This window comes from Brevundimonas pishanensis (assembly GCF_022750635.1).
Lineage (GTDB): Bacteria > Pseudomonadota > Alphaproteobacteria > Caulobacterales > Caulobacteraceae > Brevundimonas > Brevundimonas pishanensis.
The window spans coordinates 734,884-752,577 of record NZ_JAJKBG010000001.1; the positions used below are offsets into that span (position 1 = coordinate 734,884).

Genomic DNA, 17,694 nt, shown 5'->3' on the forward strand with positions numbered 1-17,694 from the left:
TCAGGGTTCCAGAACCAGGTCGTTGCGGTGGACCACAACCGACGGGCCGCGATAGCCGATCAGTTGTTCGATATCGTCCGAGTGGTGGCCCTTGATGCGGGCCACATCGTCATGCGGGTAGTTGATCAGGCCGACGCCGAGGCGTGTGCCTGCGGTGTCGACCAGACGCACGCTGTCGCCCTTTTCAAAGCGGCCCTTCACGGCCACCACGCCCGACGGCAGCAGGCTCTTGCCTGCTTGCAGGGCGCGCACGGCTCCCTCATCCAGCGTCAGGCTTCCGGCGGGGGCGACACTGCCCGCGATCCATTGTTTCCATGCGGCCATGGGCGACGATGAGGGGCGGAACAGGGTCGCCTTAGCCCCGTCACGTAATGCCTTAAGCGGGTGACGGTTGAGCCCCGAGGCAATGATAGTGGCACAGCCTGCCGATCCGGCGATCTGAACAGCGGCCAGCTTGGTGGCCATGCCGCCCGTTCCGACGCCCGCGTCGGCATTGGCTCCTGTGCCCATGGACAGGATGTCCGGCGTCAGGCGCTCGATGAACTCCAGATGGCGGGCATCGGGATTACGGCGCGGGTCAGCAGTATAAAGGCCATCCACGTCCGACAGCAGGATCAGCAGATCACCCTGTGCCAGTTGGGCGGTGCGGGCGGCCAGTCGGTCGTTGTCGCCGTAGCGGATTTCCTCGGTGGTGACGGTGTCGTTCTCGTTCACCACGGGGATGATGCCGTGATGCAGCAGGGCCTGAGCCGTGGCGCGGGCGTTTAGCCAGCGGCGACGGCGCTCGGTATCATCTCGGGTCAGAAGGATTTGGCCGGCCAGCACGTCGTGCGGTGCCAGCGCCTCTTCCCATGCCTTCATCAGCAGGCTTTGGCCCACGGCGGCAGCGGCCTGTTTGTCGGCCAGCTTTTTCGGGTCGGTCTGGATGCGGGCGCGGCCCAGTGCGACAGCCCCCGAGGAGACGATGATCACCTCGCGACCCTCGGCGCGAAGGTCGGCGATGTCCTCGGCCAGAGCGGCCATCCATGCGCGGTTGGCCTCCTTGCGACGGGGGTCGAACACCAGCGACGAGCCGATCTTGAGGACGATGCGGCGGGCCTGATCCAGCGCAGCCTGAGGCGACGTCGCGCTCAGGGCAACGGCGGCAGGCTCGGCGGGGCGGTGTTCTTCTGTCAGGGTCACGCTTCTTGACTAATGCCGAAGTATCTTCGCGTCATTAGTCCTGAGGCGGAAAAGTTTCGAAACAGGGCCATAAAAACGCCCGACGGAGAATATTCCGTCGGGCGTTGGTCTTTTAACCGCAGGGCGGAGCTTACTGGTCTTGGGTCCAGCTACCGGCCAGAGCCTTGAACAGGCTGATCTGGGCATTGGCCACGGCCTGTTCCGAACCGGCTAGAGCGGCGTCGGCACCGGAGAGGGTGCGTTCGGCGTCCAGCACGCTCAGGAAGCTGTCCGCACCAGCGTCGAAACGCAGGCGTGACAGACGGGCAGCGGTGGCTGCCTGTTCGCGAGCGACGCGCAGGGCGCGCTGGCGATCCAGCTCGTTGGCATAGGCCGACAGAGCGGTCTCGGTTTCCTGAAGTGCCACCAGCACCGTCTGGTCGTAGTTGGCCAGAGCGGCTTCGGCGCGGGCGTCGGCCTGTTTGATACGGGCGCGAGCGGCGATGACGTTCGGGAACGACCACGAGATCAGGGGGCCGAACGAGAAGCGGAAGTTCTCGTCATTGCCCAGATCACCGGCATCGAACGCCGTCGAGCCCAACGATCCACCAAGGCGGATCGAGGGGAACATGCCTGCGGTCGCTACATTCACCCGTGCACCGGCAGCGGCCAGTTCGGCTTCTGCGCGGCGGATGTCGGGGCGGCGGGCCAGAAGGGCGGCACCGTCACCGACCGGGATAGGCTGCGACAGTTGCGGAGTGGTGCTGCAAGCCTTGGCCGCTTCGCTGGCCTCGGCGGGCGTGCGGCCCGTCAGGGTAGCGAGGCGGAATAGGGCCGCATCACGTCCGGCCCGCAGCGGCGGCAGGCTGGCACGGGTTTGCTCCAGTGCGGCACGGGCGCGGGCGACGTCCAGACCGTTACCAACACCGCCGGTCAGCAGGCGTTGAACCAGATCTGCGGTCTGGGTCTGCAGGTCGATATTGCGCTCGGCCACTGCCACCTGTGCGTTGAGCGCGCAGGTGTCGGCATAGGCACGGGCCGTCTCGGCAGCCACCGTCACGCGCACGGTTTCCAGTGCGGCTTCGGCAGCGCGGGCATCGGCACGGGCGGCGCGGATCGAGGACTCGACGCGACCGAACAGGTCGATCTCATAGGCCACGTCAAGACCCACATCATAGGTGTCGACGTCCGGCAGTTCGGCACCGCCGGCTTGCGGCGCGGTGATGGTCGAGGACTGGCTGCGGTTGGCGGCACCCGTCACCGTGGTTGACGGCAGTCGGTTGCTGCGGGTCTCCGACAGCGAGGCACGGACCGCACGCAAGTTTGCGGCGGCGGCTTCGAGGTCGTTGTTCTCGGCCAGAGCCTGCTGGATCAAAGCATCCAGATTGGCGTCATTATACAGACGCCACCAGTTGCCCTGAACCGGCGCGGTCGAAACCGCGCCAGTCTGGGAGCCGATGAATTCGCCTTGCGACGAAACCGGCGTGGTCGGAACGACCGGCTTGGGCCCGACGGCGCAGGCGGCCAGCAGGGCCGCCGAGGCCGAGGCCGTCAGCAGGGTGCGGATGGAGGCTTTCATCAAGCGTCTCCCTTCTGGATGGCTTCGTCGGTGTCGAACGGATCATGCGGCGTCGAACCGAAGGAGGTCGGCAGTTGGCGTTCCTTTTCGGGGCCCTTCGGCAGCTTTCCGGCGATCCAGCGGCAGACCACATAGAAGACTGGCGTGAACAGCAGACCGAAGATGGTCACGCCGATCATACCGGACACGACGGAGATACCCAGCGACTGGCGCATCTCTGCACCGGGGCCGCTTGCCAGCGCCAGAGGCAGCACACCGAAGATGAACGCAAACGACGTCATCAGGATCGGGCGCAGACGCTGGCGGGCAGCCTGAACGGCGGCGTCGAAGCGGTTGAGACCGTCTTCGTCCTCGGCCTGTTTGGCGAACTCGACGATCAGGATGGCGTTCTTTGCCGCCAGACCCACGAGCACGACCAGACCGACCTGGACGAGGATGTTGTTGTCCAGACCCATAAGGTTGACCCCGATCATTGCCGCCAGAATACACATCGGCACGATCAGAATAACGGCCAGCGGAAGCGTGAAGGCTTCATATTGTGCGGCCAGCACGAGGAAGACGAAGACCACGGCCAGGACGAAGATCACACCGGCAGAGCCGCTGGATGCTTTTTCCTGATAGGCCATTTCGGTCCATTCATAGCTGAAGCCCTCCGGCAGAGCCTTGCCGGCCAAACCTTCCATGAAGGCCAAAGCTTCACCCGAAGAGACGCCCGGAGCAGGCGAACCCATCAGTTCCGAAGCCGGGAACAGGTTGAAGCGGACAACACGCGACGGGCCCGAGGACTCGTAGAGGTTGGCCACAGCACCCACCGGCACCATCGCACCCGAGTTCGAACGAACCTTGAGGTTGGCGATGTCGGAGATGTCGTCGCGGTACATCGGCTCTGCCTGTGCTGTCACGCGGAAGGTGCGGCCCAGATAGTTGAAGTCGTTGACGTAGGCCGAGCCCAGATAGATGCCCAGCGTACCGAACACCGACGAAGGCTGGACGCCCATCATCAGAGCCTTGTCGCGGTCGATATCGGCCTGAATACGCGGCGAGCCGGTATTGTACATCGAGAAGACCTGGCTGACGTCGTTCGGGCTTTGGGCAGCAGCGCCCATCATCGCGAATGTCGCCCCTTCCAGCGCCTTGTAGCCAGCGTTGGAACGGTCCTGGATCATCATCTTGAAGCCACCGTTACCCATGCCCTCAACCGCAGGCGGCGACAGCATGAAGATCTGGGCTTCTTGAATCTGGGCCGCTGCACCGGTCAGGGCACCGCCAAGGGCGGCCGCGGCCTGATCCTTGTTCGGGCGCTCGTCCCAATGCTTCAGCTTGATGAACATGGTGGCCGAGTTGGAAGCCATCGAGAACGACGAACCGTCGAGACCGGCAAGGGCGGCCACTTCGGCAACGTTTTCGTTCTGGTTGATGATTTCCAGCGTGCGGTTCAGCACTTCGGTCGTGCGTTCCAGCGAGGCACCCGAGGGCAGCTGGACGACACCGATCAGCACACCTTGGTCCTGATCGGGGATGAAGCCGGTCGGGGTGTCGGTCAGGCGCCAGCCGGTCACGGCCAGCAGACCGACGTAGACAGCCAGAACCACGACCGTCATGCGCACAAGGCGTGCGGTCAGGGCACCGAACTTCTCGGAAAGCCAGTCGAAGCCAACGTTGAACTTGTTACCGGCCCAGCCGATGCCATAGCCGATGGAGCCCAGGACACCCTTCTTGCGGGTCGCATGTTCGTCATGGGCCACGTGCGGCTTGAGCAGCAGCGCCGCCAGAGCCGGCGACAGGGTTAGGGAGAGCAGCAGCGAGATCAGGGTCGAGGACGCGATCGTCACGGCGAACTGGCGATAGAAGATACCCGGAATGCCCGGCACGAAGGCGGTCGGCACGAACACTGCGGTCAGCACCAGCGAGATGGCGACCAGAGCGCCCGACACCTCGGCCATGGAGCGGTAGGCCGCTTCATGTGGGGTAAGCCCCTCGCGGATGTAGCGCTCGACGTTCTCGACCACGATGATGGCGTCGTCGACGACGATACCCACGGCCAGAACCAGAGCGAACAGCGACAGCGAGTTGATGGAATAGCCGAGGCCCAGCAGCACCGCGAAGGTGCCCACCAGAGCGACCGGAATGGCCAGCACCGGAATGATCGCCGCGCGCCAGGTCTGCAGGAAGACCAGAACAACGATAGCCACGAGGATGACGGCCTCGAACACCGTGTGGATGACCGACTCCACCGAGGCTTCAACGAACTCGGTCGGGTTATACGGGATGGAATAGGCAACGCCGGCCGGGAAATCCTTGGCCATGGCTTCCATCTCGTTCAGGACCAGTTCTGCCGACTTCAGAGAGTTGGCACCCGGTTGCTGGATGATACCCAGACCAACGCCGGCCTTGCCGTCGAAGGTGGCGTTTACGCCATAGTCCTGCGGACCGATCTCGATGCGGGCGACGTCCGACAGACGTGTTACGCGGCCTTGGGCGTCGGAGCGGATCACGACCTGACCGAACTCTTCAGGCGTCTGTAGACGGCCCTGAACGTCGATTGGGGTTTGGAACGCCGCCGAGTTGGTCGGGTACGGAGCCTGACCCAGCGAGCCACCAGCAGCCTGGATGTTCTGGGCTTGGAGGGCACCGACGATGTCCTGAGCCGACAGGTTGCGCGCAGCGGCCTTGGTCGGGTCGATCCAGATGCGCATGGCATAGTTGCCACCGCCGAACACCATGACCGAGCCTACGCCGTCGAGACGCAGCAGGCGGTCGCGCACGACCGAGTTGCCGAGGTTACCGAGATAGGTCCGGTCGATGCTGGGGTCATCCGACGTCAGGGCGACCAGCATGAGGAAGCCGCTGGAGGCCTTGTTGACGCTGACGCCAGTGCGGCGGACCTCTTCGGGCAGGCGCATCTCGGCCAGCGAGACGCGGTTCTGCACCAGAACCTGAGCGGTATCGAGGTCGGTGCCCGGCTCGAAGGTCACGGTCACGGCGACGGCACCGTCTGCCGTCGAGGACGACGACAGATAAAGCATGCCCTCAACGCCGTTGACTTCCTGCTCGATGGGAGCGGCGACAGTCTCGGCCAGCGTTTCGGCGGATGCACCCGGATAGGCGGTGTTGATGGTGATGGTGGGTGGCGCAATGTCTGGATACTGCGCCAGCGGCAGGCTCGGATAGGCAAACGCCCCCACCAGTGTGATGAAGGTGGCGATAACGATCGCGAAGATCGGCCTATCGATAAAGAAGCGGGAGAAATTCATAACTGGGTTTCCGGCCTATGCCTCTTTACTCAACCTGCGTTGACGAAGGTGGCGGAGGAGGCCGTCGACGCAGCCGTCATCGGCGCAGGGTTTGCCGGCGCTTCCGAAGGTTTGATCGTACCGTTCTGGGCGGTAACCTTCTGGCCCGGACGGGCGCGTTGCTGACCATTTATGATGACGCGATCATCGGCAGCAAGGCCGGTGCGGATTACGCGCAGGCCGTTGACGACCGGACCGGTCTGGACCGGCTTGGCACCGACCGTGCCGTCCTTGGCGACAACGTAAACCAGACGGCGGGCACCATCGGCGATGATGGCCGAATCCGGAACGAGCATGGCTTGGTACTCGGCGGCACCGGCCAATTGGGCATGACCGAACATACCCGGCTTCAGGAAGCCGTTGGCGTTGGCGATGACGGCACGAAGGCGGATGGTGCCCGAGGCCGGATCAATGGCGTTGTCAGTGAAGTCGAGCGTGCCCGAATGGGTGAACTCGGCTTCGTCCTGCAGACGGACCTTGATCGGGACAGCGCCCTTGGCCGCTTCACGCTGATAGCGCAGAGCGGTGGCTTCGGAACCATCGAAGACGAAATAGATCGGCGAGGCCGAAACGATGGTGGTCAGAATGTCACCGGCAGACGAACCGCCACCGATCAGGTTGCCCGGATCAACGCGACGGTCGGACACGCGGCCCGAGATCGGAGCGGTCACGCGGGTGAACTCCAGCTCCAGATTGCGGGCGCGAATAGCGGCATTGGCCGCCGAAACAGCAGCCTCGGCGGTTTGGACCGCAGCCTTTTTGGCATCATACTCGGCTTGCGAGACGGCCTGGGAGGCCAGCAGGCCTTCGGCGCGCGCCAGATCAGCCTTGGCCAGACCCAATTGGGCCTGAGCCTGCGCCAGTTGGGCGCGGGCCGATGCTAGGGCTGCTTGTGCGGGACGCTGGTCCAGCGTGAACAGCAGTTGGCCCTGACGGACATAGTCACCGTCCTTGAAGTGGACCGACTGGATATAGCCGCCTACGCGGGCGCGTACGTCAACGCTGCGGGTGGCTTCAAAGCGACCCGTGAATTGGTCCCAGTCCACAACTGTCTGCGAAAGCGGGGCGGACACCGTTACGGGCGGAGCGCCTTGTTCGGGGGCCTGCTCACCTTTTGAGCAGCCGTAGAGGGCAGCCGCCACTAAGACGGACGCGGCCGCAATCTTCACCGTGCGCATAGGCGCAATCTCCTGGTCACTGAATTTTGTCTGCAGAGGCTGAACGCGGGAAAGAGGGAGGGCGCGCCCAGTCAACGTGTGTAGACTTAATGGCGACGAAGACAGCCCTTGTCAACGGCTGATGACATGGCCATACTCATAGGAAGGTTTTTTGGAGACTTTAGTTTTTTGTCAGCCCGCGAGAGTCATAGGCCGCGCAACGCCGTAGCCACGCGTCAGGCCATACTCGATGTCGCCCGGCAACGCTTTACAGCCCATAGCTACGATGACGTCGGCATGCGCGATATCGCCCGCGAGGTCGGTGTCGATGCGGCTCTGATCTCGCGCTATTTCGGCTCCAAAGAGGACCTCTTTGTCGAGGTTCTCGACAGCTGCAAAAATGGCCGTGATCTCACGGAAGGTCCTCGTGAGGCCTTTGGACGGCGCGTCGCACGCGAGGTGATCCTTGGCGAGTTCGATGGCTGTACCAGTGGCGAGAACCGTCTCGGCGGGTTGCTGATACTGCTGCGCTCGATTGGGTCTTCCAAAGCTATGGAAGTGGTTCAGCGATCCTCCAACGAGAGGTTTTTCGAACCTCTGGCGGAGTGGATCGGCGGCGAGGATGCGCAGGTCAGGGCCCGTCTGGTTGCCGGTGTCATTATGGGTATGACCATTAGCCGCGAACTGGCTGGCGGTTTCTCCAGTCTAACGAATGACGAGCAAGAGAAGCTGGCCATCCGCATGGGTGGCGCGCTCCAAAATCTTCTGGACGGATAACGAAAAAGGCGGGCCGCAAAGCCCGCCTTTCTTGTTGTCTTATGGAGAGGGCTTTAAGCCCAGTGCATCGGCACGTGGCGCGAAGCGGCCCAGTGGATGGCGCGGATGGCATCGACCACAGCGCGAGTGGCGGCTTCGGTGCCCAGTTCGCCACCCAGATCACGCGTGACCTGATTGGAAGCCTGAACCGCAGCAACGGCGGCTTCGATCGAGCAGGCTTCGTCTTCCAGTCCAAAGCTGTGGCGCAGCATCATGGAGGCCGACAAGATGGTGCCAATGGGATTGGCCTTGTCCTGTCCGGCGATGTCGGGGGCCGAGCCGTGGATCGGTTCGAACAGACCCGGACCGCTTTCGCCCAGCGAGGCCGAAGGCAGCAGGCCGATAGAGCCGCCTAATACTGAAATCTCGTCCGACAAAATGTCGCCGAACATGTTCTCGGTCAGGATGACATCGTATTCACGCGGCTTGAGGATCAGGTGCATGGCCATGGAATCGACCAGTGCATGTTCCAGCGTGATGTCGGGGAATTCCTCGGCATGGATGCGGTTTACGGTCTCGCGCCACAGCCGCGAGGTTTCCAGCACATTGGCCTTGTCGACCGAAGTGACCTTGCCGCGGCGTTGTTGGGCTGCCTTAAAGGCGGCGCGGGTGACGCGCTCGATCTCGGCGACCGAATAGGTGCACAGGTCCGAGGCTTCGGTTTCGGTGCGGGTGCGTTCGCCGAAATAGACGCCGCCGGTCAACTCACGGAAAACCAGCAGGTCCACGCCCTCGACGATCTCGCGCTTCAGCGGCGAGCGGTGCGCCAGTGCAGGCGAAACCTGCAGGGGGCGCAGGTTGGCAAACAGGCCCATTTCCTTGCGGATGGTCAGCAGGCCCTGTTCGGGACGAACCGGCTTGCCGTCGAACTTGGGATCACCCACGGCACCCAGCAGGACGGCATCGGCCTTCACACAGGCATCGCGCGTGGCGTCCGGCAGCGGAGTGCCGGTGGCATCGATGGCCGCACCGCCGATCAGGTGTTCTTCAAAATTGAACTGATGGCCATAGATGTCACCCAGTGCGGTCAGGACGCGCTGGGCAGCCTTGGTGACTTCGGGGCCGACGCCATCGCCCGGCAGGACGACGATGTTAAAGGTGCGTTTCTCGCTCATCGTGCGATCTCCGGTTGGGGGTCATTGCGGGTGGCTTCAAAAGCCGAGATGGTTTCGTCGCGGGCCAGCAGCCAGCCCAGAGTGTCGACACCGTCGATCAGGCACTGGCGGGCAAAGGCTTCGACCTTGAACGGGACAGGGGCGGCATTGCCGCGCTGGATCTGGTTGTTCTCCAGATCGATGGTGACCGGCTGGTCCTGATTTTGAGCCAGATCGTCCCAGACCCCCTGGCTGACCACGATGGGCAGCAGGCCGTTCTTCAGCGCGTTGGAGGTGAAGATGTCGGCGATCTCGGTCGAGATCACGGCCTTGAAGCCATAATCCAGCAGCGCCCACGGGGCATGCTCGCGCGAGGAGCCGCAGGCGAAGTTCGGCCCGCCCAGAATGATGCGGTACTCGCTCGGGTCGATGCGGTTCAGGATGGCCTCGGGCTTGGGCGAACCATCGGCCTCATAGCGCCAGTCATTAAAGGCGTGCTTGCCCAGACCTTCACGCGTGGTGGTGGTCAGGAAGCGGGCCGGAATGATCTGGTCGGTGTCTATATTGGCCTGAGACAGGACCACGACCTTGGACGTCAGCGTCTTGAACGGTTCCATCAAGCGGCCTCCTCGACCAGAGCCGGATAGTCACGAGGGTCCGCCAGATGACCGGCAACGGCGCTGGCGGCGGCGGTGGCAGGGCTGGCCAGAATGGTGCGGGCACCCTTGCCTTGGCGGCCTTCAAAATTGCGGTTGGAGGTCGAGACGCACAGTTGGCCCTCGCCCACCACATCGCCGTTCATGGCGATGCACATGGAGCAACCGGGGATGCGCCATTCGGCACCGGCCTCGGTGATGATCGTGTGCAGACCTTCGGCCTCGGCCTGACGGCGGACCGCTTCGGAGCCGGGGACCACCAGCATGCGAACGCCATCGGCGACCTTGCGACCCTTCAGGATGGAGGCGGTGACGCGCATGTCGGGCAGGCGGCCATTGGTGCACGAGCCGATGAAGACGACATCGACCTTTTCAGTCGTGGTCACTTTGCCCGCGGTGAAACCCATATAGGCCAAAGCCTTGGCATCGGATTCCGACTGCGGCTGCGGGGCGGGGGTGCCGATGGGGGCGGCGGCGTCAGGGGTGGTGCCCCACGTCGCCATCGGACGGATGGCCGAGCCTTCCAGACGCACTTCCTTGTCGAAGACCGCGCCTTCGTCGGTGGCCAGCGAAAGCCAGTCCTTGGCCGCGGCCTCATAGTCAGCGGGTACGTGCTTGCGACCGCGCAGCCAGTCGATGGTGGTGGCGTCGGGTGCAATCATGCCCGCACGCGCCCCCGCTTCGATCGACATGTTGCACAGGGTCATACGCCCTTCCATGTCGAGCGAGCGGATGGCCGAGCCAGCGTATTCGATCACGTAGCCGGTGCCACCCCCGAAGCCGATTTCGGCGATGATGGCCAGCGCCACATCCTTGCCCGAGACGCCCGGTTGCAGTTCACCGTCAACGGTGACACGCAGAGTCTTGGCGCGGCGTTGCAGCAGGCATTGGGTTGCCAGCACATGGCCGACTTCCGAGGTGCCAATGCCAAACGCCAGAGCGCCGAAGGCACCGTGGGTTGCGGTATGGCTGTCGCCGCAGACAACTGTCATGCCCGGCTGGGTCAGGCCGAGTTCCGGCCCCATGACGTGAACCACGCCGCGCTGGTCGCTATCCCATCCGGCCAGTTCGATGCCGAAGCGTTGGGTATTGGCTTCCAGCGTTTCGACCTGTTTTTGGGCCTGATCGGTGATGTAGGGACGCTTGCCATCCGGTCCTGCGGGCAGGGTCGGGGTGGAGTGGTCCAAAGTGGCAAAGGTGCGGTCCGGACGGCGCACCTTCAGGCCGCGCGCATCCAGTTCGGAGAAGGCTTGGGGCGAAGTGACCTCGTGGACCAGATGCAGGTCCACATACATCACACCCGGCGTCGCGTCGGTTTCCTCAACGACGACGTGGCGCTCCCACACCTTTTCATACAACGTCTTAGGCTGGCTCATGTTGGCGCTCCGAGACGGTTTTGGCGGTGTGGATCGGCTCCAGCCAGCCGTAGCGGTCCGGCGTCGTACCATCGAACAGGCCGCGGAAGGCCTTGTTGATGGCCTTGGTCACAGGGCCGGGCCCAGCGGCCCGGGTGGTGATGCCGTCAACAGAGCGAACAGGGGTGATCTCGGCAGCGGTGCCGGTCATGAAGACCTCGTCGGCCACATACAGGCTCTCGCGGGTCATGGTCTGTTCGCGGGTCTCGTAGCCCAGACCGCGGGCCAGCTTGATGACGCTGTCGCGGGTGATGCCTTGCAGGATCGAAGACGACGACGGCGGGGTCATCAGCACGCCATCGCGCACGACGAACAGGTTCTCGCCAGCGCCCTCGGACAGCAGGCCGTCCGTGCCCAGGGCAATGCCTTCGCCATAGCCGCCCTGACGGGCTTCGCGACCGATCAGATAGCCGGACAAATAGTTGCCACCCGCCTTGGCTCCGGTCGGGATGGTGTTCGGGGCTACGCGGTTCCAGCTGGAGATGCAGGCATCGACGCCCTTCTCCAGAGCTTCCTCGCCCAGATAGGCGCCCCACGGGAAGGCGGCGATCATAACGTCGGTGGTGATGGCTTCGGGCGACGGGGTCACACCCATGCCGCAACCACCCAGAAACGCCAGCGGGCGGATATAGGCCGACTTCAGACCTTCTGAGGCGACGGTGTCACGGCAGGCCTGCACCAGTTCCTCGACCGAATAGGGCATGGGGAAGTGATAGATGCGGGCGCTGTCGTGCAGACGCGCGACGTGGTCGGTCAGGCGAAAGCCGCACGGACCGTTCGGCGTGTCATAGACGCGGATGCCCTCGAACACCGAGGTGCCATAGTGAAGCGCATGGCTCATCACATGGACGGTGCAGTTCTCCCACGCCGTCAGTTTTCCATTGAACCAGATTTGCTTGGCCAGCGGCTTCATTGTTTGGTCGTCCAGTCTTGCGGCCAAGGCCGCGGATTACTCTTAGAAAAGGGATCAGGCGGCGTTGGCCGAGGCCGGAGCCTCGATGCGACGCACGCCGAACAGGCGGTCAATCTGGCGGCCCAGATTGTCGATGCAGCGGGTGCCGTCGCGGCTGGCCACAGTCAGGGCCAAGGTGCGCCAGTCCCCCACATCGTTCATGTTCATGCCGTGGATCTCGAAACCACGGCGCTCCACGAGGCCGATCAGACGCTGCAGCGAGCCGTCAGCGCGGTCGATCTGGATATGGATCGTGTTGCTCATCGTGAGCCCTCCATCATTTCAGCGTTGTTCTTGCCCGGCGGAACCAGCGGCCAGACGTTGTCTTCGGGATCGATGATGACGTGCATCAGGATCGGACCATCGGCGGCCAGCAGGCGGTCGATGCCTTCCGAGACCTGATCCTTGGCGTCGATGCGGAAGGCGGGGATGCCGAAGGCCTCGGCGACCTTCACGAAGTCGGGGTTGTCGGACAGGTCGACCTCGGAGAAGTTTCGCTCGAAGAAGAACTCCTGCCACTGGCGCACCATGCCCAGACGCGAGTTGTCCAGCAGCACGATCTTCAGGGGAATGTTGAAGCGGTTGACCGTGGCCAGTTCCTGAATGTTCATCATCACGCCACCGTCGCCGGTGATGGTGACGACGCAGGCACTAGGGTCGGCCAGCTTGGCCCCGATGCCCGCAGGCAGGCCAAACCCCATGGCCCCCAGACCACCCGAAGTGATGTGGGCTTGCGGACGCGAGAACTCGCAGTGCTGGGCGACCCACATCTGGTGCTGGCCGACATCGCAGGCGGCGATGAAGGAGGGGCCAGCCTTCTTCGACAGTTCGTTCAGCAGGGCGGGCGCATAGATGCTGTCACCCGGTGCATTATAATTAACCGCACAGGCGGCCATTTCGGCACGGCATTTATCGGCCCATTCGCCGACGCTGATGGCGGTGCCGGATTGCAGCTCGCGGTTCAGCGCTTCCAGATTGGGGCGCAGATCGCCGACAACCGGAACGGCGACGGGGCGCAGCTTGCCAATCTCGGACGCATCGACATCGAAGTGGACGACGCCAGCATTGGGGGCGAACTCGGCCAGCTTGCCGGTAGCGCGGTCGTCGAAACGGGCACCGACAACGATCAGCAGATCGGAAGCCTGAACAGCATCATTGGCGGCGCGGGTGCCGTGCATGCCCAGCATGCCAAGATAGTTGTCCTGACCGGTCGGGATGGTGCCCAGCGCGTTCAGGGTCGAAACCTGCGGGATGCCGGTCAGACGTGCGAACTCGCGCACGGCTTCGACCGCGCCGGAAATCTTCGCACCGCCGCCAATATATAGAATGGGACGCTTTGCGATGCGGATAGCCTCGGCAGCGGCCATGATCGCGGCGCTGTCGGCAATGCCGTTGTCGTTCGACAGGTGGAAGGCGCGAACGCTGTCGGTCTGCTGGAACTGGATGTCCTTTGGCAGGTCGATCAGAACCGGACCGGGACGGCCCGTGCGCGCAATATGGAAGGCCTCTTCGATGATGGCCGGAACATCGGCGGCATCACGGACCAGATAGGAGTGTTTTACCAGGGGCATGGTCACGCCCATGATGTCGACTTCCTGAAAGGCGTCAGTGCCCATGACGGCCTGCGGAACATTGCCCGTGATGCAGACCATGGGAACGGAATCCAGCATGGCATTGGCGATGCCGGTGACCAGATTGGTGGCACCGGGGCCGGACGTGGCCATGCAGACGCCGACCTTGCCCGACGCGCGGGCATAGGCATCGGCGGCAAAGGCTGCGCCTTGCTCGTGGCGGCACAGATAGTGACGAACGCCCGATCCGGCGATGGCGTCATAGATCGGCATGATGGCCCCGCCCGGATAACCGAACACCACATCCACGCCCATCCGCTCCAGAGTGGAGACGACGAGGCTGGCACCGGTTTGGGCGGTGGTCTCGTTGGCGGGCATTTGAATGGTGGCGACAGTCATCTGGGCGGGGTCCGTGGGGGATGCCGATTAAGCGGCTTGAGGTTTGGCAGCCTGCAACCAGGCCATACGTTCACGCAGACGGGCACCGACCTCTTCGATCTGGGTGTCGCGGTCGACCTGCATCAGGCGCTCGTATTCCGGCTTGCCTTGCTCGTTCTCCTCGATCCAGCGACGGGCGAACTCGCCGGACTGGATGTCGTTCAGAACGTCCTTCATGCGGTCAGCGGTCTCGTCGTTGACCACGCGCGGACCCGAAACCAGAGCGCCCCATTTGGCGGTCTCGGAGATGAAGTGGTGCATCTTGGAGATGCCGCCTTCGTAGAACAGGTCCACGATCAGCTTCAGCTCGTGCAGGCATTCGAAATAGGCGATCTCCGGCTGGTAACCAGCGTCGACCAGAGTGTTGAAGCCACGGATGACCAGTTCCTTGGCACCGCCGCACAGGACGGCCTGTTCACCGAACAGATCGGTTTCGGTTTCTTCGCGGAAGGTGGTTTCCAAGAGGCCGCCGGTCGCGCCGCCATTGCCCTTGGCATAGCCCATGGCACGGTCACGCGCCTTGCCGGTGACGTCCTTCTCGATAGCGAACAGCGACGGCACGCCGCGACCGCGTTGGAACTCGCGGCGGACCAGATCACCCGGACCCTTCGGCGCCACCAGAATGACGTCCATGTCTTCACGCGGGGTGATGCGACCGTAGATGATCGAGAAGCCGTGTGCGAACAGCAGGGCCGATCCCTTCTTGGCGTTCGGCTCGATGATCTCTTTATAGACTTCGGCCTGAACCATGTCGGGCGTCAGGATGGCGATGATGTCGGCGTCCTTGACCGCTTCGGCAGGCTCGGCGGTGGTCAGGCCGTCTTCGGTGGCGTGCTTCCAGCCGATGCCGCCATGACGAACGCCGACGATCACGTCATGGCCCGAGTCCCTCAGGTTCTGGGCGTGGGCGCGGCCTTGCGAGCCATAGCCGATGATAGCGATCTTCTCGCCGGCGATAGCGCCCGGCTTGATGTCTTCGTTGGTATAGATGGTGATGGCCATGATCAGGCGTCCTCGGAAACGGTGTCGGTTTGGGCGATGGCTTGGTAGCGATCCGGCGTTTGCGCCGGAGGCGGGTTCGGGATGGTCACGGCACCTTGCGAAGCCGAGGCAACACTGGCGCGGTATTTGGCGAAGACGCCGCGAGCCTCGCGCAGTTCACGCATGGTGAAGGCGGCGCGGCGGGCGGTCAGGTCGGCATCGGTGTCGATGCGGCGGTTGGTGACGTCGATGGTGATGGTGTCGCCGGTTTCGATCAGGGCGATCGGGCCACCGACAGCAGCCTCCGGCGAAACGTGGCCTGCAACGAAGCCGTAAGACGCACCCGAGAAGCGGCCATCCGTCAGCAGGGCGACGTTCTCGACCTTGCGACCTTTCAGAGCGGCGGTGATCTGCAGCATCTCGCGCATGCCGGGGCCGCCCTTGGGGCCTTCGTAGCGGATGATGATGACGTCACCTTCGCCAGCGGTGCCAGACTGGACGGCGGCGAATGCCTCTTCTTCAGAGTCATAGACCTTGCCCGGACCGGTGAAGCGATCAACCTTGTGGCCGGTCAGCTTGATGATCGCGCCTTCGGGGGCAACGTCGCCATAGATGACGGCATAGGAGCCGCGCGCCATGACCGGCTGGTCGATGGTGGTAACGACTTGCTGGCCCGGCGCTTCCTCGGCCTTGGCGGCCTCAGTGAACAGGCTCTCGCCCGAGACGGTCGGGGTGTTCACGATCTTGCCGGCTTCGGCCAGACGCTTGGCAACCAGACGGGTGCCGCCTGCGACATACAGGTGCGAGGCCAGGAAACGACCACCCGGCTTCAGGTCACAGATGACCGGAGCCTCGATGCAGGCTTGGTGGCAGTCCTCGATACCGAAATCGACACCGGCTTCGGCGGCGATGGCGGTTAAGTGCATCACCGCATTGGTCGAACCGCCCGAGGCAGAGCAGGCTATGGCTGCATTCTTCAGGCTGGCGCGGGTGATGTATTTGCGCGCGTTGTCACCTGCAAAGACGCGCTCCACAGCCAGTTGGCCGCAGCGATAGCCCTCGGCAGCCTTGTCGGGATCGACGGCTGGAACGTCATTGGCACCCATAGGCGAGATGCCCATCATCGACAGAGCCATCGCCATGGTGTTGGCCGTGAACTGGCCACCGCAGGCACCGGCACCGGGGCACACCGCACTCTCGACCTTCTTCAGCCCTTCGTCGTCCAGCGTGCCGGCACCGTGGGCACCGATCGCCTCAAAGACTTCCTGAACCGAGACTTCCTGACCATTGATGCGGCCAGGCATGATGGTGCCGCCGTAATAGACCAGACCCGGAATGTTCAGGCGGGCCAGAGCCATCGCTGCTGCCGGAATGGTTTTGTCGCAGCCGACGATGCAGACAACGCCGTCCAGCTGGTGCCCCTCGATGGCCAGCTCGATGGAGTCGGCGACAACCTCGCGGCTGATCAGCGACGCCTTCATCCCCGGCGTGCCCATCGAAATGCCGTCGGTGACCACGATGGTGTTGAAGTCCACCGGCCAGCCGCCTGCATCGATGACGCCCTGACGCACATCCTTGGCCAGACGGTCCAGATGCATGTTGCACGGCGTCACCGTCGACCAGGTGTTCACGATGCCAATCATCGGCTTCTTGAAGTCGCCATCCTGCATACCGGCTGCACGCAGATAGGAGCGTGCTGCCGCGCGGCTCGGACCTTCAGTTACCGAGGCGCTGCGAGAGTTGGGAGAAGGCTTGGTCTGGTCGGTCATTGTGTGCGGTACGCTGAGGGAGAGGGGCAGGAGGCTGAAAACGCGCATTAAAAAACCCGCTTCCAGTCGGAGAGCGGGTGGTGCAGGGCTGACTAGGTTTTGTTTGTCAGGTCACAGGCATCCACGCCGCTCGTCGGAGCGGGGTAATAAGTACCGATACGAGGAGTACCGCGCGGGCCAGCGCGCCGCCGGCCACAGGGGCGGCGGTCGAAGTGACCATTGCAATGTGTGAAGTGCTGTTCACAGCGGCGACCTCATTAAGTTGGCGGTTTTATGCCGAACGTCGTGCTGCATTGCAACCTGCAAGACTGCCATTTGCGCAAAAAAGCATCGCACATGCTCGAATTTAAGGAATAATTGCACGCCAACCCTCGGAGTTATCGGCTCTCGGGGGGTAAAGTTGCCGCCATTACCGGTATTAACGAGGCATATTGTACCTCCGCCTCTTTCCTTGCGATGCTGTTCTCGTCCTAAATGTGGCGCTTGAAATCGCCGATCTGTCAGAAATCTATGCTTTTTTCGAAAAACGGGTTGTGGACTCGGGAGGTGGTGCGTATAGAGCCACCTCGCTCGGCGGCAGCGGTTCTTTGGGACTGAGGCGCGGGGCGGAGTTAGCTTTCCGGGAGCTTCTGTGTTCCTGGATTTTCGGGTCTAGGCCTTCGGGTTGTGATCGGAAAAAGATCGGAAGGTCGGGTTGACATGGGGACGGTGGATCGGTAGATACCCGCCTCCTTCGGAAGCGCCTCGGCGGTTTCGGTGTTGTCGAAAACTTCTTTAAAAAGAAGTGCTTGACACGGAAAACTAGGTAGCTT

The 17,694-nt window shown here is 63.2% G+C and carries 13 protein-coding genes; 1 reads left to right on the forward strand and 12 read right to left on the reverse strand.

Translation table 11 applies throughout. The features are described from left to right. From proB to LOX95_RS03525, 4 genes are all read right to left on the reverse strand, one after another. Window positions 1-1,134, reverse strand: coding sequence for a glutamate 5-kinase (proB, locus tag LOX95_RS03510; protein WP_242913103.1), 1,134 nt, complete (start codon window positions 1,132-1,134; stop codon window positions 1-3). 178 nt (window positions 1,135-1,312) lie between these two features. Further along, window positions 1,313-2,740, reverse strand: a complete 1,428-nt coding sequence (locus tag LOX95_RS03515) for an efflux transporter outer membrane subunit (protein ID WP_242913066.1) — start codon at window positions 2,738-2,740, stop codon at window positions 1,313-1,315. Continuing rightward, window positions 2,740-5,994 (reverse strand): efflux RND transporter permease subunit, encoded by a 3,255-nt coding sequence (locus tag LOX95_RS03520; protein WP_242913067.1) that lies wholly within the window; start codon window positions 5,992-5,994, stop codon window positions 2,740-2,742. Before LOX95_RS03520 ends, LOX95_RS03515 begins: the two co-directional genes overlap by 1 nt. Before the next feature lie 29 nt (window positions 5,995-6,023). Further along, window positions 6,024-7,211, reverse strand: a complete 1,188-nt coding sequence (locus LOX95_RS03525) for an efflux RND transporter periplasmic adaptor subunit (protein ID WP_242913068.1) — start codon at window positions 7,209-7,211, stop codon at window positions 6,024-6,026. Window positions 7,212-7,379: 168 nt separating this feature from the next. On the opposite strand from LOX95_RS03525, the gene LOX95_RS03530 reads away from it, so the two are divergent. Then, window positions 7,380-7,967: a TetR/AcrR family transcriptional regulator gene (locus tag LOX95_RS03530; protein WP_282452631.1), complete on the forward strand. Its 588-nt coding sequence runs from the start codon at window positions 7,380-7,382 to the stop codon at window positions 7,965-7,967. A 53-nt stretch (window positions 7,968-8,020) separates the two neighbouring features. Here LOX95_RS03530 and leuB read toward each other — a convergent pair whose 3' ends face one another. Genes leuB through ilvD form a run of 8 tightly spaced genes read right to left on the reverse strand, consistent with a single transcriptional unit; the run spans window position 8,021 to window position 16,882 of the window. Beyond that, complete coding sequence (gene leuB, locus LOX95_RS03535; protein WP_242913070.1) at window positions 8,021-9,121, reverse strand: 3-isopropylmalate dehydrogenase; 1,101 nt, start codon at window positions 9,119-9,121, stop codon at window positions 8,021-8,023. After that, complete coding sequence (leuD, locus tag LOX95_RS03540) at window positions 9,118-9,720, reverse strand: 3-isopropylmalate dehydratase small subunit (protein WP_242913071.1); 603 nt, start codon at window positions 9,718-9,720, stop codon at window positions 9,118-9,120. The genes leuB and leuD overlap by 4 nt, the downstream gene beginning before the upstream one ends. Further along, window positions 9,717-11,132, reverse strand: a complete 1,416-nt coding sequence (gene leuC / locus LOX95_RS03545; RefSeq protein WP_242913072.1) for a 3-isopropylmalate dehydratase large subunit — start codon at window positions 11,130-11,132, stop codon at window positions 9,717-9,719. The genes leuD and leuC overlap by 4 nt, the downstream gene beginning before the upstream one ends. After that, the gene (locus LOX95_RS03550) at window positions 11,119-12,084 is read right to left on the reverse strand and encodes a branched-chain amino acid transaminase (RefSeq protein WP_242913073.1); all 966 of its coding nucleotides are present in this window, start codon (window positions 12,082-12,084) and stop codon (window positions 11,119-11,121) included. Before LOX95_RS03550 ends, leuC begins: the two co-directional genes overlap by 14 nt. Before the next feature lie 54 nt (window positions 12,085-12,138). After that, on the reverse strand, window positions 12,139-12,387 hold the full coding sequence (locus tag LOX95_RS03555) for an ACT domain-containing protein (protein WP_242913074.1): 249 nt from the start codon (window positions 12,385-12,387) through the stop codon (window positions 12,139-12,141). Further along, window positions 12,384-14,093: an acetolactate synthase 2 catalytic subunit gene (ilvG, locus tag LOX95_RS03560; RefSeq protein WP_282452632.1), complete on the reverse strand. Its 1,710-nt coding sequence runs from the start codon at window positions 14,091-14,093 to the stop codon at window positions 12,384-12,386. The genes LOX95_RS03555 and ilvG overlap by 4 nt, the downstream gene beginning before the upstream one ends. A gap of 27 nt (window positions 14,094-14,120) precedes the next feature. Beyond that, complete coding sequence (gene ilvC, locus LOX95_RS03565) at window positions 14,121-15,128, reverse strand: ketol-acid reductoisomerase (protein ID WP_427846565.1); 1,008 nt, start codon at window positions 15,126-15,128, stop codon at window positions 14,121-14,123. A gap of 8 nt (window positions 15,129-15,136) precedes the next feature. Beyond that, window positions 15,137-16,882, reverse strand: coding sequence for a dihydroxy-acid dehydratase (gene ilvD / locus LOX95_RS03570; RefSeq protein WP_242913076.1), 1,746 nt, complete (start codon window positions 16,880-16,882; stop codon window positions 15,137-15,139). Between the last annotated feature and the right edge of the window lie 812 nt (window positions 16,883-17,694).